Source organism: Streptomyces sp. NPDC036822 (assembly GCF_055609145.1).
On the sequence record NZ_JBVJPY010000006.1, the window covers coordinates 163,941 to 190,039 of the forward strand.

23 protein-coding genes are annotated in these 26,099 nt (G+C 73.9%); 5 read left to right on the forward strand and 18 right to left on the reverse strand.

The window, feature by feature from the left end:
* Window positions 1–228: 228 nt before the first annotated feature.
* Together ACZ68P_RS16540 and ACZ68P_RS16545 are read left to right on the forward strand one after the other, a co-directional pair.
* The gene (locus tag ACZ68P_RS16540) at window positions 229–2,166 is read left to right on the forward strand and encodes a 2-oxoacid:acceptor oxidoreductase subunit alpha (RefSeq protein WP_471006632.1); all 1,938 of its coding nucleotides are present in this window, start codon (window positions 229–231) and stop codon (window positions 2,164–2,166) included.
* Window positions 2,159–3,211, forward strand: coding sequence for a 2-oxoacid:ferredoxin oxidoreductase subunit beta (locus tag ACZ68P_RS16545; protein ID WP_471006635.1), 1,053 nt, complete (start codon window positions 2,159–2,161; stop codon window positions 3,209–3,211). Before ACZ68P_RS16540 ends, ACZ68P_RS16545 begins: the two co-directional genes overlap by 8 nt.
* A gap of 49 nt (window positions 3,212–3,260) precedes the next feature.
* On the opposite strand, the gene ACZ68P_RS16550 is transcribed toward ACZ68P_RS16545, so the two are convergent.
* The 4 genes from ACZ68P_RS16550 to ACZ68P_RS16565 form a co-directional block, all read right to left on the reverse strand.
* The gene (locus tag ACZ68P_RS16550) at window positions 3,261–5,558 is read right to left on the reverse strand and encodes a protein kinase domain-containing protein (protein ID WP_471006638.1); all 2,298 of its coding nucleotides are present in this window, start codon (window positions 5,556–5,558) and stop codon (window positions 3,261–3,263) included.
* A 3-nt stretch (window positions 5,559–5,561) separates the two neighbouring features.
* A complete protein-coding gene (locus tag ACZ68P_RS16555; RefSeq protein ID WP_471007146.1) occupies window positions 5,562–7,721 on the reverse strand; it encodes a bifunctional serine/threonine-protein kinase/ABC transporter substrate-binding protein in 2,160 nt (719 codons plus the stop codon).
* Between the two features lie 368 nt (window positions 7,722–8,089).
* A complete protein-coding gene (locus ACZ68P_RS16560; RefSeq protein ID WP_471006640.1) occupies window positions 8,090–8,920 on the reverse strand; it encodes a hypothetical protein in 831 nt (276 codons plus the stop codon).
* Window positions 8,921–9,004: 84 nt separating this feature from the next.
* The gene (locus ACZ68P_RS16565) at window positions 9,005–9,364 is read right to left on the reverse strand and encodes a winged helix-turn-helix transcriptional regulator (protein ID WP_471007147.1); all 360 of its coding nucleotides are present in this window, start codon (window positions 9,362–9,364) and stop codon (window positions 9,005–9,007) included.
* A 208-nt stretch (window positions 9,365–9,572) separates the two neighbouring features.
* Between ACZ68P_RS16565 and ACZ68P_RS16570 the strand changes: the two genes are divergently transcribed.
* The 3 genes from ACZ68P_RS16570 to ACZ68P_RS16580 all read left to right on the forward strand — a co-directional run bounded on the left by ACZ68P_RS16570 (window position 9,573) and on the right by ACZ68P_RS16580 (window position 12,797).
* Window positions 9,573–10,433, forward strand: a complete 861-nt coding sequence (locus ACZ68P_RS16570; RefSeq protein ID WP_471006641.1) for an SDR family oxidoreductase — start codon at window positions 9,573–9,575, stop codon at window positions 10,431–10,433.
* A 156-nt stretch (window positions 10,434–10,589) separates the two neighbouring features.
* On the forward strand, window positions 10,590–11,600 hold the full coding sequence (rarD, locus tag ACZ68P_RS16575) for an EamA family transporter RarD (protein WP_471007149.1): 1,011 nt from the start codon (window positions 10,590–10,592) through the stop codon (window positions 11,598–11,600).
* A 219-nt stretch (window positions 11,601–11,819) separates the two neighbouring features.
* The gene (locus tag ACZ68P_RS16580; protein WP_471006644.1) at window positions 11,820–12,797 is read left to right on the forward strand and encodes a helix-turn-helix transcriptional regulator; all 978 of its coding nucleotides are present in this window, start codon (window positions 11,820–11,822) and stop codon (window positions 12,795–12,797) included.
* A gap of 94 nt (window positions 12,798–12,891) precedes the next feature.
* On the opposite strand, the gene ACZ68P_RS16585 is transcribed toward ACZ68P_RS16580, so the two are convergent.
* From ACZ68P_RS16585 to ACZ68P_RS16650, 14 genes are all read right to left on the reverse strand, one after another.
* A complete protein-coding gene (locus ACZ68P_RS16585) occupies window positions 12,892–13,527 on the reverse strand; it encodes a GOLPH3/VPS74 family protein (protein WP_471006647.1) in 636 nt (211 codons plus the stop codon).
* Between the two features lie 14 nt (window positions 13,528–13,541).
* Window positions 13,542–14,417 carry a lantibiotic dehydratase C-terminal domain-containing protein gene (locus tag ACZ68P_RS16590; RefSeq protein ID WP_471006649.1) on the reverse strand — a complete coding sequence of 292 codons (876 nt, stop codon included), beginning with the start codon at window positions 14,415–14,417 and terminating at the stop codon, window positions 13,542–13,544.
* The gene (locus ACZ68P_RS16595) at window positions 14,414–16,876 is read right to left on the reverse strand and encodes a hypothetical protein (protein WP_471006651.1); all 2,463 of its coding nucleotides are present in this window, start codon (window positions 16,874–16,876) and stop codon (window positions 14,414–14,416) included. The genes ACZ68P_RS16590 and ACZ68P_RS16595 overlap by 4 nt, the downstream gene beginning before the upstream one ends.
* Window positions 16,873–17,925 (reverse strand): PqqD family peptide modification chaperone, encoded by a 1,053-nt coding sequence (locus ACZ68P_RS16600; protein ID WP_471006653.1) that lies wholly within the window; start codon window positions 17,923–17,925, stop codon window positions 16,873–16,875. Before ACZ68P_RS16600 ends, ACZ68P_RS16595 begins: the two co-directional genes overlap by 4 nt.
* A gap of 228 nt (window positions 17,926–18,153) precedes the next feature.
* Window positions 18,154–18,333, reverse strand: a complete 180-nt coding sequence (locus ACZ68P_RS16605; RefSeq protein ID WP_055642953.1) for a thiocillin family RiPP — start codon at window positions 18,331–18,333, stop codon at window positions 18,154–18,156.
* A gap of 66 nt (window positions 18,334–18,399) precedes the next feature.
* A complete protein-coding gene (locus ACZ68P_RS16610) occupies window positions 18,400–18,585 on the reverse strand; it encodes a thiocillin family RiPP (protein WP_260615470.1) in 186 nt (61 codons plus the stop codon).
* A 48-nt stretch (window positions 18,586–18,633) separates the two neighbouring features.
* Window positions 18,634–18,801, reverse strand: coding sequence for a thiocillin family RiPP (locus ACZ68P_RS16615; RefSeq protein WP_141302866.1), 168 nt, complete (start codon window positions 18,799–18,801; stop codon window positions 18,634–18,636).
* Window positions 18,802–18,863: 62 nt separating this feature from the next.
* On the reverse strand, window positions 18,864–19,028 hold the full coding sequence (locus ACZ68P_RS16620) for a thiocillin family RiPP (RefSeq protein ID WP_107105427.1): 165 nt from the start codon (window positions 19,026–19,028) through the stop codon (window positions 18,864–18,866).
* A 67-nt stretch (window positions 19,029–19,095) separates the two neighbouring features.
* Window positions 19,096–19,893 carry a nitroreductase family protein gene (locus tag ACZ68P_RS16625; protein ID WP_471006658.1) on the reverse strand — a complete coding sequence of 266 codons (798 nt, stop codon included), beginning with the start codon at window positions 19,891–19,893 and terminating at the stop codon, window positions 19,096–19,098.
* Complete coding sequence (locus tag ACZ68P_RS16630) at window positions 19,890–21,530, reverse strand: nitroreductase family protein (RefSeq protein ID WP_471006660.1); 1,641 nt, start codon at window positions 21,528–21,530, stop codon at window positions 19,890–19,892. Before ACZ68P_RS16630 ends, ACZ68P_RS16625 begins: the two co-directional genes overlap by 4 nt.
* A 250-nt stretch (window positions 21,531–21,780) precedes the next feature.
* Window positions 21,781–22,431 (reverse strand): TOMM precursor leader peptide-binding protein, encoded by a 651-nt coding sequence (locus tag ACZ68P_RS16635; RefSeq protein ID WP_471006663.1) that lies wholly within the window; start codon window positions 22,429–22,431, stop codon window positions 21,781–21,783.
* 47 nt (window positions 22,432–22,478) lie between these two features.
* On the reverse strand, window positions 22,479–24,020 hold the full coding sequence (locus ACZ68P_RS16640) for a YcaO-like family protein (protein ID WP_471006666.1): 1,542 nt from the start codon (window positions 24,018–24,020) through the stop codon (window positions 22,479–22,481).
* Complete coding sequence (locus ACZ68P_RS16645) at window positions 24,017–25,072, reverse strand: ABC transporter permease (protein WP_471006668.1); 1,056 nt, start codon at window positions 25,070–25,072, stop codon at window positions 24,017–24,019. Before ACZ68P_RS16645 ends, ACZ68P_RS16640 begins: the two co-directional genes overlap by 4 nt.
* Window positions 25,069–25,995 carry an ABC transporter ATP-binding protein gene (locus tag ACZ68P_RS16650; protein WP_471006671.1) on the reverse strand — a complete coding sequence of 309 codons (927 nt, stop codon included), beginning with the start codon at window positions 25,993–25,995 and terminating at the stop codon, window positions 25,069–25,071. The genes ACZ68P_RS16645 and ACZ68P_RS16650 overlap by 4 nt, the downstream gene beginning before the upstream one ends.
* Window positions 25,996–26,099: the final 104 nt, after the last annotated feature.

The following is a 26,099-nucleotide window of genomic DNA, read 5'->3' on the forward strand; positions in this document are numbered from 1 at the left end:
CGTGAAAATAAACGGAGCGTGACGCTCCAGCAACACAGCGGGAGTGACAGAACGGCATAATCCAGGGCAAGAGGGCGTCTCACGAAGAGGTCCACCATGCGAGAAGTCCCGGGAAGGCCCACCTCACCGTCGTAGGGTGGGCCACGGGACGACCGGTCGCCGGCCGTCCCCCGAGCCTTCTCCCGCCTCTGGCGGAGAAGACCCTTGCCGCGAGGGAGGTCCAGTTCAGTGACCAGCCAGGTCAGCAACGAGGCCGGTGAGGCCCTGGTCGGGGAGCAGCGCAGCGCCCCGGCGGCGCCCCACCACGGCACAGACAAGGAAGTACGCCGACTCGATCGGGTGATCATCCGCTTCGCGGGCGACTCCGGTGACGGCATGCAGCTCACGGGTGACCGGTTCACCTCCGAGACGGCGTCCTTCGGGAACGACCTCTCGACGCTGCCGAACTTCCCCGCCGAGATCCGCGCCCCCGCCGGCACGCTGCCGGGCGTCTCCTCGTTCCAGCTGCACTTCGCCGACCACGACATCCTGACCCCGGGCGACGCCCCGAACGTCCTGGTCGCGATGAATCCGGCCGCGCTGAAGGCCAACATCGGGGACGTGCCGCGCGGCGGCGAGATCATCGTCAACACCGACGAGTTCGCCAAGCGCGCCATGGCCAAGGTCGGCTACGACACCTCGCCTCTGGAGGACGGCTCGCTGGCCGGCTACCGGGTCCACCCGGTGCCGCTGACCACGCTGACGGTCGAGGCGCTCAAGGAGTTCGGCCTGTCCCGGAAGGAGGCCGAGCGCTCCAAGAACATGTTCGCGCTCGGGCTGCTCTCGTGGATGTACCACCGGCCGACCGAGGGAACCGAGACCTTCCTGCGGCAGAAGTTCGCCAAGAAGCCGCAGATCGCCGAGGCGAACGTGGCGGCGTTCCGGGCCGGCTGGAACTTCGGCGAGACGACCGAGGACTTCGCCGTCTCCTACGAGGTCGCCCCGGCGACCACGGCCTTCCCGCCCGGCACGTACCGGAACATCTCCGGGAACCTGGCCCTGTCCTACGGCCTGATCGCGGCCTCCCGGCAGGCGGACCTCCCGCTCTACCTGGGCTCCTACCCGATCACGCCCGCGTCGGACATCCTGCACGAGCTGTCCCGGCACAAGAACTTCGGCGTCCGCACCTTCCAGGCCGAGGACGAGATCGCCGGCATCGGCGCCGCGCTCGGCGCCGCCTTCGGCGGATCGCTGGCCGTCACCACCACCTCCGGCCCCGGCGTGGCCCTGAAGTCCGAGACCATCGGCCTCGCGGTCTCCCTGGAGCTGCCGCTGCTGATCGTCGACATCCAGCGCGGCGGCCCGTCGACCGGTCTGCCCACCAAGACCGAGCAGGCCGACCTGCTCCAGGCCATGTACGGCCGCAACGGCGAGGCCCCCGTGCCGATCGTGGCACCGAGGACGCCCGCCGACTGCTTCGACGCGGCCATCGACGCGGCCCGCATCGCGCTCACGTACCGCACACCGGTCTTCCTCCTCTCCGACGGCTACCTCGCCAACGGCTCCGAGCCCTGGCGGATCCCGGACATCGACGAACTGCCCGATCTGCGCGTGCAGTTCGCCTCCGGACCCAACCACGAGCTGGCGGACGGCACCGAGGTCTTCTGGCCGTACAAGCGCGACCCGCGCACCCTCGCCCGGCCGTGGGCCGTGCCCGGCACCCCCGGCCTCGAACACCGCATCGGCGGCATCGAGAAGCAGGACGGCACCGGGAACATCTCGTACGACCCCGCCAACCACGACTTCATGGTCCGCACCCGCCAGGCCAAGACCGACGGCATCGAGGTCCCGGACATCGAGGTCGACGACCCGGACGGCGCGACGACCCTCGTCCTCGGCTGGGGCTCCACCTACGGCCCGATCACGGCGGCCGTCCGCCGGCTGCGCCGCGCGGGCCGCCCCATCGCCCAGGCGCACCTGCGCCATCTCAACCCCTTCCCCCGCAACCTCGGCGACGTGCTGAAGCGGTACGACAAGGTGGTGGTCCCCGAGATGAACCTGGGGCAGCTCGCCACGCTCGTCCGGGCCAGGTACCTCGTCGACGCCCGCAGCCACACCCAGGTGAACGGCATGCCGTTCAAGGCCGAGCAGCTCGCCACGGCACTCGAGGAGGCCATCGATGACTGAGTCACTCCTGAAGCTCGTGCCCAAGGCCGAAGCCGCCCAGTCGATGAAGGACTTCAAGTCCGACCAGGAGGTGCGCTGGTGCCCGGGGTGCGGTGACTACGCCGTCCTCGCCGCCGTGCAGGGCTTCATGCCGGACCTGGGACTGGCGAAGGAGAACATCGTCTTCGTCTCCGGAATCGGCTGCTCCTCCAGATTCCCGTACTACATGAACACGTACGGGATGCACTCGATCCACGGCCGCGCCCCCGCCATCGCCACCGGGCTGGCGTCCTCGCGGCGCGACCTGTCGGTCTGGGTCGTCACGGGCGACGGCGACGCGCTGTCCATCGGCGGCAACCACCTGATCCACGCCCTGCGGCGCAACGTCAACCTCAAGATCCTGCTCTTCAACAACCGGATCTACGGCCTGACCAAGGGGCAGTACAGCCCCACCAGCGAGGTCGGAAAGATCACCAAATCGACGCCGATGGGGTCGCTCGACGCCCCCTTCAACCCGGTGTCGCTGGCGATCGGCGCGGAGGCGTCGTTCGTGGCGCGGACGGTGGACTCCGACCGCAAGCACCTCACCGAGGTGCTGCGCCAGGCCGCCGACCACCCCGGCACGGCGCTCGTGGAGATCTACCAGAACTGCAACATCTTCAACGACGGCGCCTTCGAGGTCCTGAAGGACAAGCAGCAGGCCGAGGAGGCCGTGATCCGCCTGGAGCACGGCCGGCCGATCCGCTTCGGCGCCGACCTGGCCAAGGGCGTCGTCCGCGACCCGGCGACCGGCGACCTGAAGGTCGTCGCGGTCACCCCCGAGAACGAGAGCGCCGTCCTCGTCCACGACGCCCACGCCACCTCCCCGACCACCGCGTTCGCGCTGTCCCGCCTCGCGGACCCGGACACGCTGCACCAGACGCCGATCGGGGTGTTCCGGTCGGTCGAGCGGCCGGTGTACGACACGCTGATGGCCGACCAGCTGGACGCAGCGATCGAACAGCACGGCAAGGGCGACCTGGGCCAGCTGCTGGCGGGCAACGACACCTGGACCGTCATCGGATAGCGGCGGCGGGTACGTCCCGAGGGGCGCGGCAGCTCGGCTGCCGCGCCCCTCACGTCTTCTTCTGCTCCTGCGCCGCCTTCTCGAACTGCCCGAGGAAGCGCGGGACCCCGCGCTCGACCCGGTACAGGAACATCTCCTTGGTCTGCGTGAAGAAGATGGGGTTGGAGCGGTCGAAGCCGTACGTCTTGGTGATGCCCTGGTAAGGGAACACCCGCAGCCTCTCCCGTACGGCGCCCCGCTCGATGCCCTGGTGGGTGTCCACCAGCTCCCGCAGCGCGTCGCCGAGGCCGAGGACCACGTCGTACGCCTCCGCCGCGTACCGCTCGACCGGCGCGGAGGACGCCAGGCCCCACCGGGCCCGGTACGCGGCGGTGAACGCCTTGGCCTTGGGAACGAGGGCCGGGTCGACGTACGTGGTGCCGAAGTACCAGCCCTCGGCGGCCGGACCCGCGACGGAGAGGAATTCGGGGCCCAGGGCGTACTCGACGCTGCCGCGCAGTCCGGTGTAGCCCTGGCGCGCGAGTTCCCTCGCGCAGAGGCCGGCCCGGCGCGGGGAGGCGCCCGCGTAGAACACGGCGTCGGGGCGGGTGGCGAGGGCCTCGCGGACCGCCGGTGCGAAGTCCTCGCCTGCTGCCGGCACCCGGTGCTCGGTCGTCGTCCCGTCGATCTCGGGCATGGTGCTCCGGATGGACTTGACGGTCCGCCAGGCGAAGTCGCCCGCCGCGCGGTCGTGGACGACCGCCATCCGCCGGGCGCGTCGGACGATGACCACGCTGACGTACGGCATGAGCAGCATGTCCTGGTGGACGCGCAGCTCACGGTAGGTGGGGGTGGTGGTCTGGCCCCCGACGTCAACCTGGTCGACGCCGACGGCGACGTTCAGCAGGGCCACCCGGTTGGAGTGGTACGTCCCCGCGCCGGCGACGACGGTCTCGCGGCTGGTCGGGCCGACGACCGCCATGACGGCGGCGTCCCCGACGAAGGCCTTCGCCGCCTCGGCCGCGCGGCGGGGATCCCCGGCGTCGTCGCGCACCGTCAGCGACAGGTCGAAGAGCCGGTCGGCGCGGGCGTTGAGGGTCTCGACGGCGAGCCGCACCCCGCGCTCCTGCGCGCGGCCGTCGGCCTTGCGGGGGCCGCTGAGGTCGGTCTGGACGCCGATGCCGTACGTCCGCCGGGGGCCGGGCGGGCCGCCGGTGGCGGGGGCGGACGGCGGCCGGTTCGCCAGCCAGGCGGTGAGGCCGCCCGCTCCGGCGACGGCGGCCGCCGAGCCGAGGACGAGGATGCGGCGGCGCGACGGCGTGCCGGCGGCGGGGCCGGGCGGGTCGGTCATCACGGTCGGTTCCGCCACCGGCAGGTCCAGGACGCGGGACGAGCGCTGGGCGATCAGGGCGGGCAGTCCGGGCGGCAGCCAGTCCCCGGCCGGCCCCTCAGGCCCGGTGTCGGGAGAGGTCCCGGACACCGAATCGGACGAGCCGGCGGTCGGGGCGGCGACCGCGGGGTAGGCGATCCTCGGGTCGCGGGGCGCGTCGGGGCCGGGAAGCGAGCCGCTCAGGGCGGCCCGGACCTCCGGGGCCGTGGGCCGGGAAGCCGGGTCCTTGGCCAGGCAGGCCCGCACGAGGGCGGACAGGCGGGGCGGCAGGCCGTCGAGGTCGGGCTCCTCGTAGACGGTGCGGTAGACGACAGCGGCCACCGATCCCGTACCGAAGGGGCGGCGGCCGGTCGAGGAGTGGGCGAGGACGCAGCCCAGCGCGAAGACGTCGCTCGCCGGGCCGACCTCGCCCGCACCCGCGACGCGGGCCTGTTCGGGCGAGAGGAAGCCGGGGGTGCCGATCATCGCGCCGGTGGCGGTGAGGGCGGTCGCCCCGGCGGAGCGGGCGATGCCGAAGTCGATCAGGCGCGGGCCGTCGAGGGCGAGCAGGACGTTGGCGGGCTTGACGTCGCGGTGGACGAGTCCGGCCCGGTGCAGGTCCCCCAGCGCCTCGGCGAGCCGGCGCCCCAGGGCCCGCACGGTCGCCTCGGGCAGGGGCCCGTGCACGGCGACGGCCTCCGCGAGCGAGGGGCCGGGCACGAACTCGGTGGCCAGCCACGGCTCCCGGGCCTCCGGGTCGGAGCCGAGGACCTTGACCACCCAGCGGCCGGCGAGCGACTCGGCGACCCTCGCCTCACGGCGGAACCGCTCACGGAAACCGGGGTCGGCGGCGTGTTCGGCCCGGATGAGCTTGAGCGCGGCGAGCGCGCCGCCGGCCGAGCGGGCGAGGTAGACCACTCCCATCCCGCCCGCGCCGAGGCGGCCCAGGAGCCGGAATCCGGCGATCGTCGACGGATCGGCCGGGCGCAAGGGCTGCACGGGTCACGTCCGGCGGGTCTTGGGCGGCCCGGAGGGGGCGAAGTCCAGCGGTTTGTAACGGCCGTTCTCGACGGCGTACAGGAACGTCCCCACCACGCCCGGCAGCAGGTCGCCGGTCTTCGTGTCGAAGACGTAACCCCCCATGATCCCTTCGTACTTGACCCTGCGCAGGCGCGGCGCGAGTGTGGTGCGGTCCGGCGGTCCGCCCGCCTTCACGACCTTCTCCACCTCCGCGACGAGCAGGGAGGCGAGGTCGTACGCCTCCCCCGAGTAGAAGGCCGGGACGGTGCCGTACCGCTTGCGGTGCGCGGCGACGAAGGCCGCGGCCTGCTTCCTGGTGGTGGGGTCGACGACGGGGGCGCCGACGATCCAGCCCTCCGCGGCGGATCCGGCCTCCTTCGGGAACCGGGGGCCGAAGACGTGCTGGCCGGTGATCCTCATCCCGGTGAAGCCGAGTTCGTCGAGCGCCTTCGCGGCGAGGACGGCGCTCTCGGTGACGCCGCAGTGGACGTAGGCGTCCATGCCCTCCGCGATCATCTCGGCGAGGACCCGCTTGTAGTCCGTGGTGGCCGCGGGGACGACGCGGGGGTGCGGGATGACGTCGGCGTAGCGGAAGCCGAAGTCGACACCCCGGACGTACTGCCAGGAGTAGGAGTCGTCGGTGCGCTCCTGGAGGATGCCCGGCCGGGTGCTGGGCGTGGCGTTCAGGACGTGGTAGGCCAGGGACGTTCCGGCCACGGGGTGCTGCGGGCAGGCCCGCAGCAGGGTTGCGCCCTTGCCCTCGGCCTGGCCGACGGTCAGCAGGTTGAGCCCCGGGGAGACCATGATCAGGGGCATGCGCGCCTCGTCGTAGGCGGGCAGCGCGTTCTGGGCGGTGTAGTCGGAGGTGGGGCCGATGACACCGAGGACCCGGGGGTCGGTGGTGAGCCGCCGGGCCGCCTCCAGGGCCCGGTACTTGTCCCCGCCGTCGTCGGAGACCTTCACTTCGAGGGTGAAGGGCTTGTCCGCGCGGGCGTTGAACCGCTCGACGGCGAGGCGGGCGCCGCGCTCCTGGGCGATGCCGATGTCCTTGGCCGGGCCGGTGAGGTCGGCGTGGACGCCGATGATCCAGGGCCGTGCGCCCCCGCCGCCGCTTCCGCCCCTGTCCCGCAGTCCGGCCCAGGCGGCGGCTCCGCCGCCTCCGGCGACGACGGCCGCACCGGCGGCGAGGAGCAGGAACTTCCGCCTGCTGCCGCTGGGTCGCGGACTTCCGCCGTCCTCGCCGAGCCGGGTGGCGTCGATGTCGGGGAGGGCCAGCATCCGTGCCGAGCGTTCGGCGATGGTACGGACGACGGGAGCGGGGAGCCAGTCGCCGCCGGGGCCCGGGGCGTCCTCGGCGAGGAGGACGACGAGCTCCCGTGCCGTCGGCCGCTCGGCCGGGTCCTTGGCCAGGCAGGCCCGCAGGGTCCCCAGGAGCCCGTCCGGTACGCCGGCGAGGTCCGGCTCGTCGTGGACCGTGCGGTACAGCAGCGCGTCGACGGATCCCGTGCCGAAGGGCGGGCGGCCGGTGGAGGCGTACGCCAGGAGGCAGCCGAGCGCGAAGACGTCGCTGGCCGGGCCGATGTCGGCGCCGCGCGCCTCGGCCTGTTCCGGGGCGAGGAAGCCGGGCGTACCGACGACCATGTCGGTGGAGGTGAGCGCGGTCTCCTCGGCCGCCCGGGCGATGCCGAAGTCGATCAGGCGGGGGCCGTCGACGGCGAGGAGGACGTTCCCCGGCTTCACGTCCCGGTGCACGAGCCCGGCGGCGTGGACGGCGTCGAGCGCGCGGGCCAGCGCACCGCCGAGGATCCTTACGCTCCGCTCGGGCAGGGGCCCGTGAGCGCGGACGGCTTCGCCGAGGGAGGGGCCGGGGACGAAGGCCGTGGCCATCCACGGCTCCGGGGCCTCCGGGTCGGCGCCGGTGACGGGGACGGCCCAGGGGCTGGAGACACGGCGGGCGGCCTCGACCTCGCGGCGGAAGCGGGCCCGGAAGTCGGGCTGGTCGGCGTGGTCGGCGTGGGTGACCTTGACGGCGGCGAGTTCGCCGTTGCCGGTACGGCCGAGGTAGACGACGCCCATGCCTCCGGCGCCGAGCCGGCCGAGGAGGCGGTATCCGGCGAGCGAGGACGGGTCGGAGGGTGCCAGCCGCTGGACGGCGCCGGGCTCGCGGGCGGGCGGAGCGCCGGCGCTCGCGCCACTGCTTGCGCTTGCGCCACTGCTTGCACCGACGGCGGCGGCGTCGGCACCGACGGCGGCACCGGTGGGGCTCACGGGGCCTTCGGGTCTTCCGGAGCCGTCGGGGTGCAGGGGGTTCTCGGGTCCCTCCGGTCTCGCGGAGCTCTCGGATCCGGCGGGGGCGACGGGGTGTCCGGGGCCTTCGAGGGCGTGGCGGCTCTCGGATCCGCCGACCGTCCCGCGGCTCTCGGGGGCCTCGTGGTTCTCGGGTCCGCGCGGGGTCTCGGAGGACTCCCGGTTCTCGGGAGTCTCTCGGTCCTGGGGGTTCTCGGAGGGGTTCACGACTGGGCCTCCAGCAGCTTCTCGGCGCGGCCGATCATGGCGACGAGGGCCTGGACCTGGGCACTGTCGATCTCCTTGTCGGTGTAGCCGGGCGCGCCCTTGACGACGGCCGCGACGGTGACCTGGCCGACCCGTGACTGGTACCAGGCGTACTTCTGGCCGTTCGGCCCGTCCTTGACGGCGTCGTTGTGGTAGCGGCCCATCTCGCCGAGCGAGTCGGAGGCGGTGAAGTTGCCGCCGACACCGAAGGGGTTGCCGATGGAGATGAGTTTGGTGATGCGCTCGCCGTCACGCAGCCCCTGCTCGGGGCAGCGCAGCGCCTCCTCCAGGGTCTCGGCCATCTCCCAGTCGGCGGCCGTCTCGGTGCGGTGGACGGTGACGGTGGAGGAGACCCGCAGCTGTCCCCTGCCGGACCCGGCGGGGATCTCGCTGGAGGCGGTGACGCTGTAGAGCACGGTCGACGGGCGGACGCCCGCCTCCCAGACGCACCCCCGGCCGAGGACCGGCCAGTGGTCGTCGGCGCTGAGGTACGGGGTGCGTTCGACGAAGTCGGGGCCCCAGGAGTCGGGGCCCGCGACGACGGCGAGGGCGAGTTTCCTGGCGTCGGCCGTGGTCTTGGGTGCCCGTGCCGGGTCGGCGGTGAAGCCGAGCCGGGTGGGTGTGGGGCTGGGCGCCGGTTCACCGGCCGGCGTCGCCGCCGTGCTCGGACCCGGTGTGCCGTCGGACCGGTCGCCTCCGCCGCCGTCGGTCGAGCAGCCGGTCAGGATCAGTCCGCCCGCCAGTAAGGCGCAGCAGGAGCGCAGCACTCTTCGGTACCTGAACGTCACGAATCCCCCACGCACGCTCACACATTCCCCAGATGGTGATCGGATCGTACGCCGAGGGACTGTCAACGCGCCCAGGATGCAACGTCATTGGGACGGTTTGGTGGCACCCTCGCGACGTTCCTCGTCGTAGCGCGCGCGGGCCTGGAGCACCGCCGCGACCCGGCGTTCCGTCCACCGGCCCAGCTCCGCGACCTGACGTGCGGCCTCGACGCCCAGGTCGGTGAGGCTGTAGTCGACACGGGGCGGGATCACGGGTTTGGCGTCGCGGTGCACGAAGCCGTCCCGCTCCAGGGTCTGGAGCGTTTGCGTCAGCATCTTCTCGCTGACCCCGCCGACCTCACGGCGCAGCTCGCCGAAGCGGTACGAGCGTTCGAGCAGGGCGATGAGGATCAGCACGCCCCAGCGGCTGGTCACGTGCTCCAGGACGAGCCGCGACGGGCACATCGGGTCCTTGACGTCCGGCCGCCGGGAACCGTCCGGCCCGCTCGCGCGCACCCCCGGGCCGACGCCCTGGCCCTCGCCTCCGGCTCCGTCCACACTTACTCGCATACCAGTACCTTACTTCAAAGTGGGTACTTTCGAATAGTTGGCGCCCGTCCTACGGTGAGTGCATCGCCCAGAGCCCGCACGAACCCCTCCAGGAGTGAACGCCATGAGCATCGTCGTCACCGGAGCCACCGGACAGCTCGGCCGTCTCGTCATCGACGAGCTGCTGACCCGGGTCCCCGCCGAGTCCGTCGTCGCCGTCGTCCGCGACAAGGCGAAGGCGGCCGATCTGGCGGAGCGCGGCGTGGAGCTGCGCATCGCCGACTACGGCAGTCCGGAGACGCTGGCGGGCGCCTTCGAGGCCGGTGACCGCGTGCTGCTGATCTCCAGCAGCGAGGTGGGCCGGCGCGTGCCGCAGCACACCGCGGTGATCGACGCCGCCAAGGCGGCGGGGGTGGCCCAGCTGGCCTACACGGGCGTCCTCGGCGGCCCCGAGGCCGACTTCACCCTCGCGGACGACCACAAGGCGACCGAGGCGCTGATTCTCGACTCGGGCCTGCCGTACACCTTCCTCCGCAACGGCTGGTACTCCGAGAACTACACGGCGAACCTCGGCCCGGTCCTGGCGCACGGCGCCGTCGTGGCCAACGCCGGCGAGGGGCGGATCGCGTCCGCCGCCCGCGCGGACTTCGCCGCCGCCGCGGCGGTCGTCCTGACCGGCGAGGGTCACCTCGGCCGGGCGTACGAGCTGAGCGGCGACACCGCCTGGTCGCTGGCCGAGTACGCCGCCGAGGTCGGGCGCCAGACCGGCCGGGAGATCGCGTACAGCGACGTGCCGGCCGAGACGCACCTGTCGGTCCTCACCGGCGGGGGGGTGCCGCTGCCCTTCGCCGAGATCCTGGTGGACGTCGACCGGGCCATCGGGCGCGGGAGCCTCGCCCGGCGCAACGGCGACCTGTCCCGGCTGATCGGACGGCCGACCACCCCCGTCGCGGAGACGATCAGGCAGGCCCTCGCGGCCCGCTGACGCGAAAGTCATGACCGTATCGCGGTACGGACATGACAGCCCGCCCTGTGCGGCGCTACCGTCGACAGGACGGCGCGGGCGCAGGGCGGGAGCTTTTTCGTGGACAAGCACAGCGAGGGACGAGCAGGGCTCTTCTACGGGATCGTCGCCTACGGGATGTGGGGGCTCGTCCCGCTCTTCTGGCCGCTCCTGAAGCCGGCCGGGGCGATCGAGATCCTCGCCCACCGGATGGTGTGGTCGCTGCTCGTGGTCGGCGTGGCGCTGCTCGCGCTGCGGCGCTGGGGCTGGTTGCGCGAGCTGCTGCGCGACCGTCGCAAGCTGGGTCTGATCACCGTCGCCGCGGCCGTGATCAGCGTCAACTGGGGCGGTTACATCTGGGCCGTGAACTCCGGCCAGGTCGTCGAGGCCTCCCTCGGGTACTTCATCAATCCGCTCGTCACCATCGCCATGGGCGTGCTGCTCCTCAAGGAGCGGCTGCGGCCCGTGCAGTGGGCGGCGGTCGGCATCGGCGGCGCGGCGGTGCTCGTCCTGGCGATCGGCTACGGGCAGCCGCCCTGGCTCTCGCTGATGCTGGCGTTCTCCTTCGCCGTCTACGGCCTGGTGAAGAAGAAGGTGAACATCGGCGGCCTGGAGTCGCTGGCGGCCGAGACCGCGGTCCAGTTCCTGCCCGCCCTCGGCTATCTGCTCTGGCTCGGCGCGAACGGCGACATCTCCTTCGGCACCCGGGGCGCGGGCCACGCGGCCCTACTCGCCGCGACCGGCCTCGTGACGGCCGTGCCACTGGTCTGCTTCGGGGCGGCGGCGATCCGGGTCCCGCTGTCGACCCTGGGGCTCCTGCAGTACCTGGCGCCCGTCTTCCAGTTCGGTCTGGGCGTCGTCTACTTCCACGAGGCGATGCCTCCGGAGCGCTGGGCCGGCTTCTCGCTGGTGTGGCTGGCGCTGACGCTGCTGACGTGGGACGCGCTGCGCACGGCCCGCAGGAGCCGCGCCGAGATCGCGGCGGCGGCCCGGGCGGCGATGGCCCAGGCCACACCGCTCGAGAAGCCTGAGGAAGAGGCGCCGCCGACCGGCGAGAAGGTGACCGGCGAGAAGGTGACCGGGGCGACGGCGACCGAGGCGCCCCGGGCCGGCTCGGCGTCGCCGACGCGGGCGCGGACCCCTCGCTGAGACGCGCCCGCCGACGGTGACCCAGCGGCGTCCGGGCGGTCACTATGGGCGGCGTGATCCGCGTCACATCACGATCCGGCCACCGTGCGGCCTATTTGCCAGGGCATTACGATCCATCCCACCATCCGGGCGTGTGGCGACGACCGCCTGACCAGCGGAACGCGACGCGGCGCCGGTGTGTACACAGAGCGCGGGGGGCTCGAGATGGTGGCAACAGGCATGCGCGTATTGGGGCTCTCCGAACTGGAGGAGAGCATCTACCGCCACTTCCTGCGGAATCCCGACACCACGGACGGGGACATCCACCTCCTGCTACGGGCCGACCGCGAGGCCGTGGCCGTCGCCCAGGCCCGGCTGCGCGAGCTCGGGCTGCTGTATCCGACCGACCGGCAGACCGTCTGCCCGACCGACCCGGCGATCGTGGTGGACCGGCTCACCGACCTGCGACTGCGCGAGCTGCACCTGGAACTGCAGGAGGTCACCCGCTCCCGGCACCTGGTCGCCGAGCTGCGCGACGAGCAGTGCCCGGCGCTGGCCTCGCCGCAGTCCGTCGAGCGCATGGAGAACGTGGCGCAGATCCGGAGCCGGATCGACGACCTCGCCTTCTTCGCCCGCGAGGAGATCCTCTCCGTCGAGCCGTACACCGCACTCACGCCCGAGAACATCGAGCACTCCCGCCCGCTGGACATGCGCTGTCTCAGCCGGGGCGTCCAGATCCGCAACGTGGTCCTCCGGGAAGCCCTCGACGATCCGCTGACCGTGGGCTACCTGCGGGAACTCACCGCCAAGGGAGCGCAGATACGGGCGGCGGACGACCTCTCCGAGCGCATCCTCGTCTACGACCGGCGCACCGCCCTCGTCCCGATCGACCCCGAGGACACCTCGCGCGGCGCCCTGGTGGCCCGCGAGACCGGCCTCGTCTCCGGCATCCTCGCCCTCTTCGAGAAGATCTGGTGCCAGGCCGCGGACCTGTCGGCGATCATCGCGGACACCGAGGAGTGCCCGGGCGGGCTGGCCGAGACCGAGCGGGAGGTCCTGAAGTCCATGTGCCACGTCGGCAAGGACGAGATCGGCGCACGGGACCTGGGCATGTCGGTGCGGACCTACCGGCGCCACGTGGCCGACCTCCTGCGCGTCCTGGGCGCGTCCAGCCGCCCGCACGCCGCCCTGCTGGCACGCGAACGCGGCTGGATCTGAAGGCACGTCGGCCAGAGGGGCGGCCGTCGGCCCCCGGGCAGTGCGCGCAGGACGTCACGACCCAGGCGAGCCAGACGGGACTTCGACACACGCCCTAGGAGACGGCCGCGCCCTGGAGGTCCTGGACCGCCCGGCGTACCGCCGCCGACACCGGGGCGGCGCCCTCGGACAGGGCCGTCAGCCGGTCCTTGAGCAGGCGGCGCCGGTCGGCGGGCAGGGCGGTGGACAGCTGCCCGCCCGCGTGGGCGAGCCCGGCAAGCAGGGCGGCCCGGCCACCGGCCGCGGCGCCGTCCGCGCCGGCGGCCCGGTCCTCGGCCGCGGCGGCCACCGCGGCCCGCACCTCACCGGCGGCGGTGAGACCGTCCGGGGTGAGAGAGGCCCGGTTCAGCGGGAAGACCCCGAAGACCCGGCTGGTGCTCTGCTCCAGCAGGCCGTCCTTCTCCAGGCCCCGCAGCACCTCGTGGATCGACTCACGGCCGTCCTTGCGGACCCAGTGCAGCCACTTCCGGCCGGGTTCCGCGGAGATCCGCTGCCACACCTGCCGGAGCGCGGCGTCCCGCGGAGCCTCGCCGACGGCCGTGGCCGTGCCCGACTCGTCCACCAGGGCACCGCCGTCGAGGAGTTCGGCGAGCAGCGCACCGCGCACCGCCGGGGCGAGGGACTGCCGGACGGGAAGCCCGCCCCCGTCCGTGTCGAAGGCGAGCAGGATCATGTCGCCTGCCAGAGTCATCTCAGGTGTTCCTCTCATACGGGCACCGGGCCGGCAACGGACGCCGGTTTCCTGGCAGTCTGCCCTGCCAGCATCCCGAGTGCCGCTTCCTCACCCGGCGGGAAACCCAGCCGGTTCATCACCATGTGCAGGTGGTGGAGCAGCTGGTGGTCCCGGGAGCCGGGTGCCCGCAGGACGAGGTCGGCCAGCGCGTCGGCGTGCGCGTCGACCCGCTCGCGCACGCCGGGCGCGGGCACGCCCTGGGCCCGTACGCCGGCCGCGACGCCGCCGAGCAGGGGCCGGAGCTGCTCGCCACCGGCGGCCATGCGCAGCTGCCAGCCCCACCGGGTGCGGTGGCGGACCCAGAAGACGTCCCGCTCCTCCTCGGTCAGCACCCGGGCGACGAGCGCGCGGGCGAAGTAGACCGCGTGGGCGGCCCGTTCGTACCGCCGGGGCAGCGCGGCGAGGTCGAGTCCGGCGCAGAACGCGCTGTCCAGGTGGAAGACGCGCTCGGCCAGGGCCACGCCGTCCTGTCCGCCGTACTTGCCGAGCTCGGGTGCGTAGAGCGCGGGGGTGACACCGCGGGCCGGCGAGCCGGGCGGCAGCGCGCCGGGCAGCAGGCCGACCGCGTCCCCGGGTCGCTCCTCCAGCGTGTCGAGGAGGCCGGTGAGCTCCTCGCGGGCGGCGCCGTCCAGCGCGTCCACCGCGTCGGCCCCGGCCCGGAGCCGCAGCCGGAGGTGGTGGCCGGTGGCGTCCCAGTACCTGAGGAAGAACCATTCCTCGCTGTCCAGCCGCCCGGCCCGCTCGGCGAGCCACGGCACGAGGGTGCGGACCGCCGCGTCCATGAGCCTGGGGCCGCCCGGATACACCCGTACGTACCACCAGTCCCGCTCGGGAACCGTCACGCTCATACCTCCTCCTCCGGCCGCCGCCAGCGCAGCAGCGAGATGTGCTCGGCGGCCCGCGTGCCGCCCGCCGCGTCCCGCAGCGGATGCGCGGACCTGCCCGGCAGCGCTTCGACCAGCCGCAGATGGCCGGTGGCCGGGCCCGCCCACTGGGCCAGCACGGCCAGCGAGAGCGGGGAGGCCAGCGAGACCCACAGGGGCTTGCGGTCCGTGTCGTGCTCGCCCGGCCCGAAGCCGGTCAGCCGGTGGCAGAAGACCTCCTCCGGTATCCCGTGCGCCCGTCGGAACTCCTCGGCGCGCAGCGCGGTCTCCGCGTCGCTCTCACCGGGCCTGGGCACCGGCAGCTCGGCGGCCGGGACGACCCACGAGGCGCGGGACGCGGTGACCCGGCCGAAGGTGGTGCGCGCCGTCGGCACGACCTCGTCGCGGCGCTGCTCCTGGAGCCCGAACGGCAGGACGTAGTCCGAGTGCGGTGATCCGTTGACCCACGGGTCCGCGAGCACGGCGAGCAGCCGGGCGAACGGCGGGAAGAGGTGCGGGGGGACCAGCCCGAGGTAGGCGAGGCCGACCGGGGCGCCCGTGCGGTCCCGCAGGGCGAGGGTGCCCTGGCCGGGGTCGTGCGTGAGGACGGTGTCGGCCAGGGCCAGTCCGTCGGCCGCCGGGGTCTCACCGGGCAGCAGCAGGGGCGGCAGCAGGCCGGCGGACCGCGACTGGGCGGTGTTGATCTCCGTCCACAGGACGAGTTCCCGGCAGGTCCGGTCGGGCCAGCAGGCGCGGACGTGGTCGCGCAGCCGGTCGCGGAAGCCTTCGCCGAGGAGCGGCCCGAAGCGGGTCACGAGCCCACCCGTGCCCGGATTGAACTGGTTGACGACCAGCCGGTAGTCGCCGTCGCGCACGGCCCGCTCCCCGGTGGCGGCGAGCTGGAACAACACGGCCGCGGCGGGCGGCGCGCTGCTCGGTCCGACCGGCAGCCAGGCCCGCTCCCCCGCGGTCTCCCGCTCGGCGCGGTCGGCGACGGACGCCTGGTCGAGGTCGGGCTGGGAGTCGCCGTCGACGGCGACGCGCATCAGGAACCCCAGCACGTCGGAGCAGGTCCCGCCCGGACCGTACTCGGCGGTGAAGCGGTCCACGAGCACGTCGTAGAGGTGCGAGCGGAAGAGGAACGGGCGCATGCGGCGGCCCAGTTCGGCCAGATCGGCACGGACCTCCGGCACGTCGAGGACATCGGGCAGGACGAGGTCGCTGGCGACGTCCTCGTACAGCACCTCCCCGGAGTCGAAGCGGTCGAGGCCGGCCCGCCGGGCCCAGCGCCGGGCGGTGTGGCGGGCCCGGGTGAGCGTCTCGGTGCGCGCGCCCTCGTCGGCGGTGGCGAGGGCGGCGGCGGAGTCCCGCAGCTCCCGCACCTCGGCGGCGATCCCGTCGCCTGGATGGTCCGCGAGCAGCTCCGCCACGGCGGCCACCGGATCGCCGTCACGCCGCCAGGGCGGTACGGGCGTGATCAGCCCGGTGTCGAGGAGGCGCCGGAAGCGGCGGAAGGGGTCGGGGCCGCCGAGCCCGGACAGCAGGGCGTCCAGAGCGTGTTCGGCGTCGGGTGCGAAGCCGGTGAGCCAGGGCGCCGCGTGATCGGCCTCCACCACCCGGTCGAGCCGCCAGGCCAGGCCGCCGTCGGCGACGGGTTCGGGGAGCAGGACGAGGCCGCCCGGGGCGTCGGGGCCGCCGGGCCGGACGGGCGCGAGCCGGTAGCGCAGCAGACCGGCGGTGCCGGCCTCACGGGCCAGGCAGCGCAGGGCGAGCTGGGCGAGGGCGGTGGCGGCGTAGCTGTGGGCGGCGGGGGCGGCGGCCGTCCCGATGGCACCGTGCGAGCCGGCCGTGCCGACGGTGGTCAGCGTGGAGAACGGGCTGGTCTTCACGGCGGCCCGGGTCACGTAGGAGTAGAGGGTGCGCAGGTTGCGGGTCTCGGCGGGGCGGCGGCGCGGGCGGCCGTGGCGCAGCCAGTCCGGGGCGGCCAGCGCCGCGGCCCGGGCGAACCCCGGGTCGTCGAGGTGGCCGGCGAGCGCGGCCGGGGCCGCCGCGCGGTCCTCGGCCAGCAGGGCGTCGAGCCGTCGGACGGTCTCGTCGCGCAGCCGGACGGCCGCCTGCCAGCCGGTGAAGGCCGCGGCCCCCGCGGGGCCCGCCAGTTCGGCGACGCGGGGCGGCAGTTCGTCGCCCCAGGGCAGGGCCCGCAGCCGGTGCACGGCCCTTTTGGCGGCCAGCACCTGGCGGCGCAGCGGCACCTCGTCGTCCAGGAGGGGCACCAGCGGGAAGCAGACGTCCTCCAGGGCGGCCCGTCGGCGCTCCAGTGCGGCGTGGGCGTCCGCGGCCTCGGTGATCGCCCGCCGGGTGGCGGGACCGGTGAGGTCCAGGGCCTCGGTGGGCAGGCCTCCCACCCGGGTGAGCAGCGGTCCGGAGATCTCGGGGGCGGTCACGGCATCGACCGTCCGACCAGGGCGAACGACCAGATCAGCGACTGGACGACGAAGTAGCCGAGCGCCACGGTGTAGACGCTGCACACGATGCCGTACGTGACGTGCAGCCGGCGGCTGCGCGCCGGCATCCGCTCCAGGAAGCTCGGCAGCGGGCGGCCCAGCAGACGGTGCTTCAGCAGGGCGAAGGCGCGGCCCCGCGCGTCGACGAGCCCGAAGCCGGCTTCCAGAGCCGCGTAACCGTCGCTCGGCAGCATCGGGTTGATGTTGGTGACCAGGTTGAGCATCTGGAAGAGGAGCAGCGCCCCGGCCACCTGGGCGACCGGCCCGTCCGTGGTGAGCACGAGCAGGGCGGCGGCGCCGGTGAACCAGCCGTCGCTGAGCGGTCCGGCGACGGCGAGCAGGACGCGGCCGCCGCGGGAGCGGACGCGATAGGCGTCGGTGCGGTCGACGTAGGCGAGGGGCATGAAGTAGAAGAGCAGCGCCACTCCGAGGCCGCGTACGGGCACCTTGAGCACCTGGCACACCATGGCGTGGGCGCTCTCGTGCACGAGGATCTGGAAGAGCATCAGGCCGATCGCGACGAGGGTTCCGGCGCCGAGCAGTTCCTCGGCCGGCGGGGCGGAGGTCAGGACCGTGTAGAGGCCGAGCAGGATGCCGAGGAGGCCGCCGCCGGCGAAGACGCCGACCGACAGCCAGGCGGGCACCAGGCGCAGCAGCCGGGCCGCGGGCTCCAGGACCGTGGGCAGCGAGCGGGTGACGACGAAGCGGGGCATGAGCATGGTGGTGCCGAAACGGCCGCCGGCGCGCTTCTTGGGCGCCTGCTCCGGTTCGGTGCCGACGAGCAGGCCGCTGCGGGTCAGTTCCCCGACGAAGGTGTCCAGTTCGCCGCGCACGCCGGCGGCGGGGACCCCCCGGCGCTCGGCCATCAGGGCCGACAGCTCGTCCAGCGAGTGCGTTCCGTCGAACTGGCGGAGCAGGGCCGCCGCCGACTTGGTCAGCCGGTGATAGGTCCCGCCCTGCGGGTCGAACACCAGGGGGTGATCGTCCATCCCCCTAATGATCTCCAGATCCTCCCGGAGTTTGGGTGCAGTGCACACATCCACGGCGCGGTTCCTCCCTCCGCTGCGGCGGCCGGGCCCGCTACCGTGCCGGGCCGCCTGGCTCTAATCTGGTGTGGTGCGGTCCGGTTCGGGCAAAGCGAACCGGACTGGTGACCGAGGGGCCCTGGGCCCCGGGGTACTAGGACCACCCCGGAGCCCAGGATCCGACTCGGTTGATCAGCCGCCCTGGCTGGAGACGCTGCTCATGGAGCCGACGCAGCCGACGGGGCAGCTGGCGGAGCCGGCGCAGGCGCCGCAGAAGGCGGTGGTGAAGCCGGGGCTCACCGCGTCCTGGAGGACCTCCAGGTCGAGGGACTCCGACCACAGCTCGAGCTCGTTGTCGAGGTTCTCGTTCATGCGGTTCACTTCCTTTCGAGTGCCTGGCGTGCAGGCGGTTGGGGTGAAGGTGGTGGAGCGGGCGCTCTAGCCGAAGCTGGAGGCGCTCGCGGACGAGGAGGCGGTGCTCGTCGGGCACGAGGCCGTCGAGGCGGTGCCGGCGGTCGCCCAGGTGCCGAGGGCGACGCCCTCCTTCAGGGGCTCCAGACCGAGCGCGTCCGAGGCCAGCTCGTCGGCGGACAGGTCCAGTTCGAGGTCGTCGAAGTCCTGCATGCGAGGGATTCCTTCCTGTGGGGTGGGGTTCTCCGCGGTGACCGGGGGTCAGCCGATGGTCGACGCGGACGACGCGGTGGCCGCGGACGTGCCGGGGCAGGACGCGGTCGAAGCGGATCCGGCGCAGAAGAAGCAGCCGAGGGCGTTGCCCTCCGGAAGCTCCTCGATCGCCAGCTCGTCACCGTCGATGACGTAGAGCTCGAGGTTGTTCTCCATGGTGTTCACCTCCTTCCGGGGTGTGGTGCGGGCGGCCGGGCGGGCCGGCCGGGGCGGGCGGATCACCCGTAGGTGGAAGCGCTGCTGACGGACGACGCGGACGTCGCCGGGCAGGACGCGGTCGAGGCGGATCCGGCGGACGCCCAGCTCGCGAGGGCGTTGCCCTCGGGCAGCTCCTCGATCGCCAGTTCCTCGGCGTCGACGGCGTACAGCTCGATGTCCTCCATGCGAGGCACCTCCTCAGGTGTCGTGGGGTGGTTCACGGGCTCCCGCTCCCGGTGGGGGCGGGAAGTCTCAGGGGGCCGGCGGCAGGCCCAGGGCCAGCGCGAAGATCTGCTGGCGGGTCGTTCCGTCGCTGAGCAGCGGTCCGCGGACGGCGGCCGGGATGAAGCCGGCGAAGACGCTGCCGACGAGGCCGTGGGCGACGCCGTCCAGCCACATCGCGTACGCGGCGGCTCCGGCACGGGTGAGCAGCAGCCGGTAGCCGTGGCCGCCGTGGCGCCGGACCGCGGCGTCCAGGGGCACCCCGACGGAGATGATCGCGGCGGCGTCGGAGAACTCCGGTTGCAGCGTCAGGCCGTAGCGGGCCGCTCCGGTGGGCAGCTCCATGACCGGGGTGAAGGAACGCGCCGCCGGGTCGAAGCGGTGGACGGCGGGGGCGACCCCGGTCAGCCGGTGGGCGACGACGGTGAGTTCGAGCGGACAGTCCGCGTCGGCCCCGTCCTCCTCGCCGGCCGCGTCCAGGCCCGGGCCCGGTGCCGGGTCCGCGTCCAGGTCCAGGGCGCGGGTCATGATGCCGGCCAGCAGTCCGGCGGGCAGCGGCTCCGGGGAGAAGCCGCGCAGCGAGCGCCGGTGTTCGAGGGTGGTCAGCAGGTCGAGGGGAGCCGTCCGGGGCGTGTACGGGTCGACCGTGACGGTCGGTCCGAGGGCGGCGGGGGCCGGTACGGGCGGGGCCGGGTTCGGTACGGCCGGGGCCGGGTTCGGTACGGCCGGGGCCGGCGAGGGGCGTTCGGCGAGGGCCGTGGCGCCGGCGCCGCGCTGCTCGCGGAAGGACACCAGCATGTCCATGGCCAGTTCGTGCGGGGCGCTCACGGGGCTCCTCCCAGGTCGACGAGGGTGGTGATCGGTTCCAGGTCGGGGTCGATCCCCAGGGCCGCGGCCACCGCGAGGTCGTCCCAGCGGGTGCGGACCGCGAACGGCAGGCCCAGCGCGGTCGCGGCGGCGCGCAGCGTGGCGGTGGCGCAGCCGGCGTCCAGCAGGACGATCCGCAGGGCAAACGCGGAGTACTTCTTGGCGACCTTGGTGAAGTCGCCGGTGAGGACGACCGTCGCGGGCGCCTCGCCGGGGACCGCCCCGGGGTCGGCCGCGAGCCTGGCCAGCCGGTGTTCGGAGGCCGCGTAGCCGTAGACGCCGGGCTCCAGGCCGGGGACGTCACGGACCACGAGGTGGGCGACGACGGAGCCGATGTTGCCGCCGCTCGCCGTCCAGCGCTGCACCCGGCCGGGCATGACGCCCCGGCGGCCGGCGGTGACGGCGAGGAGCAGGGCGGCGGTCCGGGCGTCGGGCGCGCCGGGCCGGTCCTCGGGGGCGGCGGGGCGTGGGGACCGCAGGGATGCGAGCGGTGGCTCCGGCAGGGGTACGGAGGCCGCGACGGGCCAGGTCTTCTCGTCGTTCTGGAGGGCGATGTTCGAGGGTTTGTAGTGCGCCTGGTGCGCCTTGCCGTCGGCGTACTCCTTGGGCGGGAAGGCGATCGCCGCTTCGTAGCGCGCGGCGAGCGGTGGGGCGACCGGCTCGCCGGGCGCGGCCGAGCAGTGCGGGCAGCCGGGCCGGGTGGCGGCCGAGCGGCGCTGCTGCGAGAGGTCCGCCAGGTCGACGGTGCGCCACTGGGACGGCAGGGGGCTGGGCGTGCTCCGGGAGAGCAGCGCGAACAGGTCCCGGGCGAAGAGCGCGGCGGCCAGGTCGGCGTCGCCGGGCAGCGGCGCCCGGTCGTCCGCCGGGTCCTCCGCCGTGCGGCAGGCCAGACAGGGGGTGAACGCGAGGTCGACGTACGGCCCGAGGTGGGCGGTGCGGCCGGTGAGCGCGAGCCGGATCAGCGGGACGCCGGTCCGGGCGCAGGAGGCGGCGAGCGCCGCCGAGGAGGCCGGGTCGGGTCCGGCGACGACCACGAGGGTGGTGCCGGGTGCCGGTTCGGTGCCGGTGCCGGCGGTGGTCTCCACGAGCGAGCCGGCGAGGTGGCGGCGGGCGGCGTCGGCCAGGGGGCCGGTGCCGAAGACTTCGACGCGGGCCCGGGCCAGCCGGTCCAGGGCCTCCTCCCAGGCGTGGTTGGCGCCGGTGGAGTCGCCGATGCGGGAGAGGAAGTCGGCGAGCGGGGCGGGCACCCCCGCCGCCCTGGAGGCCCGCTCCGGGGAGGCGGCCTCCTCGACCAGGCCGCAGGTCCACAGCAGTGAGAGGGCCTTGAAGACGGTGCCGGCGGGGATGCCGAGGGCGTCGGCCACGTCCTCGTGGCCTCGGCTGCCGTCGAGCAGCGGGAGCATGCGGGGCAGCAGTTCCCGGGCGGCGGCGCCGCGCAGCAGCTGCTTCTTCGGGGTTCCTTCGACGACGAGGGCTTCGGGCGTGTGGTGCAGGGAGAGTCCGCGCCGGAGCCTGGGTCGTGCCGGGACGTGGAACTGCGGGTCGTTCAGGGCGGCCGAGGCCATGGCTTCGGCGGTGATCACAGAGTGGTCCGGCATCGAGGCCTCCTTTCCGGTTCGGGACGTGTGCGCGGGGTGCGCGGGGCGCGGGGTGCGTGCGTGGCGCGGGTGACCGGCTCGGCACGCGGGGCGCCGGCGGGGTGTCGTACGGGCTCGTGGGCGCGGTAGGACGGGCGTACGGGTTCGTCAGCGCCGGCGGGGTGTCGTACGGCTTCCGGAGCGCGGGTGAGGCGTCGTACGGGCTCGGGCGTGCGGGGCGGGGTCGGCCGGCCGGTGGCGGCGGCCGGGGTCACCGGGCCGGGAGGGCCGCGAGTTCCGCCGCGATCGTCGCGAACCGCTCCAGGCGGCTCTCGGGGGTGCGGGCCGGCCGGCAGCGGGCGCACCGGTCGACGGCGACGACCGCCGAGCCCGAGGTGGCGCCCTCCACCAGGCCGAAGATCCGGACGGTGGCGCCGATGCCCTCCGCCGCGCCCGGGTCGCCGGGTGCGGCCAGGGCCTCGTGGACCGCCTGGTCCGCCAGGCCCACGGCGATGGCGACGTGGTGCGGGGCGTGGCCGGAGACCGGCGGGGCGGTGGTCCCGCCGCCCGGGGTGGGGTCCGTCGTCGGAGCGGTGTGCTGGGCGCGGCGACGGGTGTAGCAGCGGTGGCACGCGGTGCGGCCGGGCACGACCACCGGTCCGCACCGCAGATCGAGGGGTCCCGCCTGGACGGGGAACCAGGGCCGGTTCCAGGCATGGGCGCTCGCGTCCACCATGTCGGCCAGCACCTCCCGGCCCTGTCCGGTGGCCAGCACGATCAGGTCGCTGTCGGGCCACAGGCTGGGGTGGGTGCCCTGGTTCACGTCGAGCACGGTCGACCCGGGGTAGCGGGCGGCCAGCCCTTCGGCGACGGCCGCGCCGAACGCTCCCGCGGTGAGGATCAGCAGGCGCGGATCGGTCATCTTCGGACTCCTCGTCGGACGTTCACGGCGGGTGGGACGGTCGGGTGTCAGGCGAAAGGCTGGGGGTGCGGGTTGATGTCGGCCTCACCGCGTACCAGGTGGCCCATGGCGGCGGGCGCCGCGTAGAGCCGGGGGTGCGCCAGATAGCGGGCGCGGTGGACGAAGGAGAGCGGCATGAGCTGGGGGACGAGCATCCGGACGACGGTGGCTCCGACCTGCTCGGCCTCGTCGGTGGTGAGGTCGACGGCGACGACCTCGCAGCCCGCGGCGTGCAGCCGCTCCAGCAGCCAGGCCAGGGCCGGCAGCGGTTCCTCGGACGGTGCCCGGGGAAGGTCGCGCAGTCCGTGCACGGGGCGTTCGCCCTCCAGCAGGAAGTCGAAGCGGTGCCGCTGGGACAGCGGGCCGGACAGCAGGGCGCCGTCGACGACGCTGACGATGTCCTCCTCCGCCGCCGGGGCGGTGGTGGCCGCGTCCTTCTCGGCGGCCCGCGCCATGTGGCGCAGCGCGATCCGCAGGGAGGACGCCTCGCGGTAGAGCTTGGCGATCCCCTTGCCGGGGTCGAGTTCCGCCGTCGCCGCGACGAGCTGGGCGATGACGCGGTCGTCGTCGGCGAGCTGCACCCCGTAGATCACCGGGATGCCGAGGTCGGTGGTCGCGTCGTAGAGCCGGGTCCGCAGCCGTTCGCTGCTGCCCCGCTCCACGAAGGCCCGGTACTCCGGTGCCAGTTCGGCCGGGTCGAACTCCAGCCGGGGCAGTCGCAGCCGCTGGAGCCAGGTCAGTGCGATGGCGTCGCGTTCGACGATCTCCAGGATGCCGTTGACGACGGCGGCGGCCGGGTCGGAGTGCGCGGCGCAGCCGGTCGAGACCGGGTGGACGTAGCGCTCGGCGATCGATTCCACCGGGTTCTTCAGCCAGACCTGCATCGCCGGGACGTAGACCGGGCGGTTGCGGGTGAAGGACCAGCCGCGTACCCAGCGCATCGGCCCGTCCGGGTCGGTGGGGACGAGGCCGCTGCGGGGGTCGGCCAGTTCGGCCGGGGAGCACCGGGGCCAGCGGTCGCTGGGGATGGCGTCCTCGCCGAGTTCGGCGGCGGTCGCCCAGACGATCTGCTCGGGGTCCCGGGCGCAGGAGGAGTACCGTTCCAGCGATTCGGCGACCGCGAGGTGCGCGGCGCGCTCCGGGTCGAGGTCGCCGCCGGCGCCGTCGAAATTGCCCGAGCTGGGGTTGTGCTCCCAGCCGGTCTGTTCGCTGAGCACTTCGCCGGGGTTGCCGAGCGAGGCCGTGAAGATCGGGAAGTCGGGTTCGCCCTCGGCGACGGGGAGCCGCGTGACGCGGTTCACCAGCCCGTACGAGGAGGCCAGTCGGCCGATCCGGAGGAGCGAGTCGGGTATCGGGGGGTGTTCCGGGCCGGTGGCGGCGCCTCGGTCAGGGCGGGCGGTGAGCGTGGTGCCGGCCGTGCCGGCGTCCGTGGTTCCGTCCGGGGTGCCGGCCGCCGCGTCGAGGCCGCCGCCGGTCGTGGCCGTGGGTCTGACGTCCGCCGTGGTGACGGTCTCGGCAGGGGTCTTGGTCGGTGTGTACGGCGTCATCATCCACGCTCCGTGTCCCAGCGGAACGTCCGTGCCGCGAGGGCCGTGAGCCCCGCGGCCGTCGCCGCCATCACTGTCCAGTCGAGCCACAGGGCGTGGCGGGTGATCCCGCCGACCACGTCGTGGCGGAGGGCGTCTCCGAACATCGCCAGCGGGGTCCAGGAGAGGGGACCGGCCACCGAGTCGGGGAGGAGTTCGAGGGGGAAGAGCAGTCCGGTGCTCATCAGCAGGACCGGTGTCAGCAGCCCCGAGATCGCGTTGGTCACCTCGGGTGAGGAGAGCAGTCCGCCGAGTAGGTAGCCCAGGGCGAGCAGCATCACCAGTCCGATGGCCGTGGTCAGCAGCAGCCTCAGCATCGAGGCGGGTTCCAGCAGTCCGCCGGCGACGGCGCCCGTTCCCATCAGGGCGAGTACCGCGAGGGCCAGCAGACCGCGGCCCGGGAGCAGCGAGAGCAGGACGGCGGGCCGCCGGGCCGGTGTCGTGGACAGCAGCCGCAGGGTGCCGCTGGCCCGCATCGCCACGAGGGCGGAGGCGGTGCCGGTCAGGGCGAGCGAGAGCAGCGCGAAGGCGAGGACACCGGGGATCACGAAGGCCATGGGGTCGAAGAGCGCGGACCCGTCGCTGCCGACGGCCGTCACCTCCCAGCCCTGCCAGCCGGTGCCGTCCAGTGCGGCGCGGACCGCCGCGACCACCGACGGCTGCTCCGGGTCGACGGCCATCCGCAGGGTGCGGGACGCCGCGTCGGGGACGATCACCGCCGCCTTGCCGGGCTGCGGGCCGGCCTCGGGGACGGCGACGGCGGTACTGCCCCCGCCTAGGGCGTCCTGGAGGGCGGTCGCCTGGGTGGCGGGGCCGACGACGGCGAGGTCGAAGGGACCCCGTACCCAGGTGAGTTGCATGAGGACGACGAAGAACACCGCCATCAGGAGCGGGAAGACCACGCTGAAGAAGAGTGCCGCGGGATCGCGCAGGAGCTGTCGGGTCATGGCCCGGGAGAGCGCCTTCCATTGGCGCGTCGTCGACACGGGTGGTGCGCTGAGGCCGATGGGGGTCATCGCTTCTCCTCCTGTTCCGGTCCCGGTTCCGGCGAGGTTCCGGTGAGACGGAGGAACACGTCCTCCAAGGTCGCGGGGCGTGGCCGGACGTCGGCCGTGGGGTCGAGCCCGGTGATCCACGCGGCGGCGGCGTGCGGGTCGTCCGCCGTCGCCTCGAACCGCATCCGGCCCGAGCGGCCGGTCGCCTCGACGGCCGTCATGGCGTCGCCGAAGCGTGCGCGCACCCGGTCGGCGAGGTCGGCCCGTCCGGTCCGTACGGACACGACACCCCCGGGGGCGTGCCGGGCGATCAGCTCCGTCGGGGAGCCGGCCGCCACCATCCGTCCTTCGTGCATGACGGCGAGGCGGTCGCACATCTCCTCGGCCTCGGCCATGGCGTGGGTGGTGAGCAGGAAGGTGGTGCCGCCGGCCTGGGCCCTGCGGATGAGGTCCCAGACGGCGTGCCGGGCGTGCGGGTCGAGTCCGGTGGTGGGCTCGTCGAGGACCACCACGGGGGTGTCACCGACCAGCGCCGTGGCGAGCAGCAGCCTCTGCTGCTGACCGCCGGAGAGCCGGGCGGCGCGCGCCCCGGCCTTCTCGGCCAGGCCGATCTCGTCGAGCAGCGCGTCCACGTCGCGGGGCGCCGGATACAGCGCGGCCCAGGTCTCCAGGGTCTCCCGCACCTTCAGCCTCGGGAAGAGGCTGGCCTGCTGGGGCTGGAGGGCGAGGGAGGCGCGCAGCACGTCGGTCCGGGCGAGCGCGTCCTCGCCGAGGACGCGGATCGATCCCGCGTCGGGCCGGCGCAGTCCCGCGATGGCCGAGATGGTGCTGGTCTTGCCGGCTCCGTTGCGGCCGAGGAGTCCGAAGATCTCGCCCGGGGCGACGGAGAAGGAAATCCCCGCCACCGCCTCGATGTCGGCGTATCTGACCCGTAGGTCGGCCACTTCGAGGATGTTTTCCGTACTACCCCGGTATTCCGTGGCACGTGGGAGCTGACTTGTCATGACCATCTCTGCTCTCGCCCTTCGAATCAGCGGTCGGAGAAAGG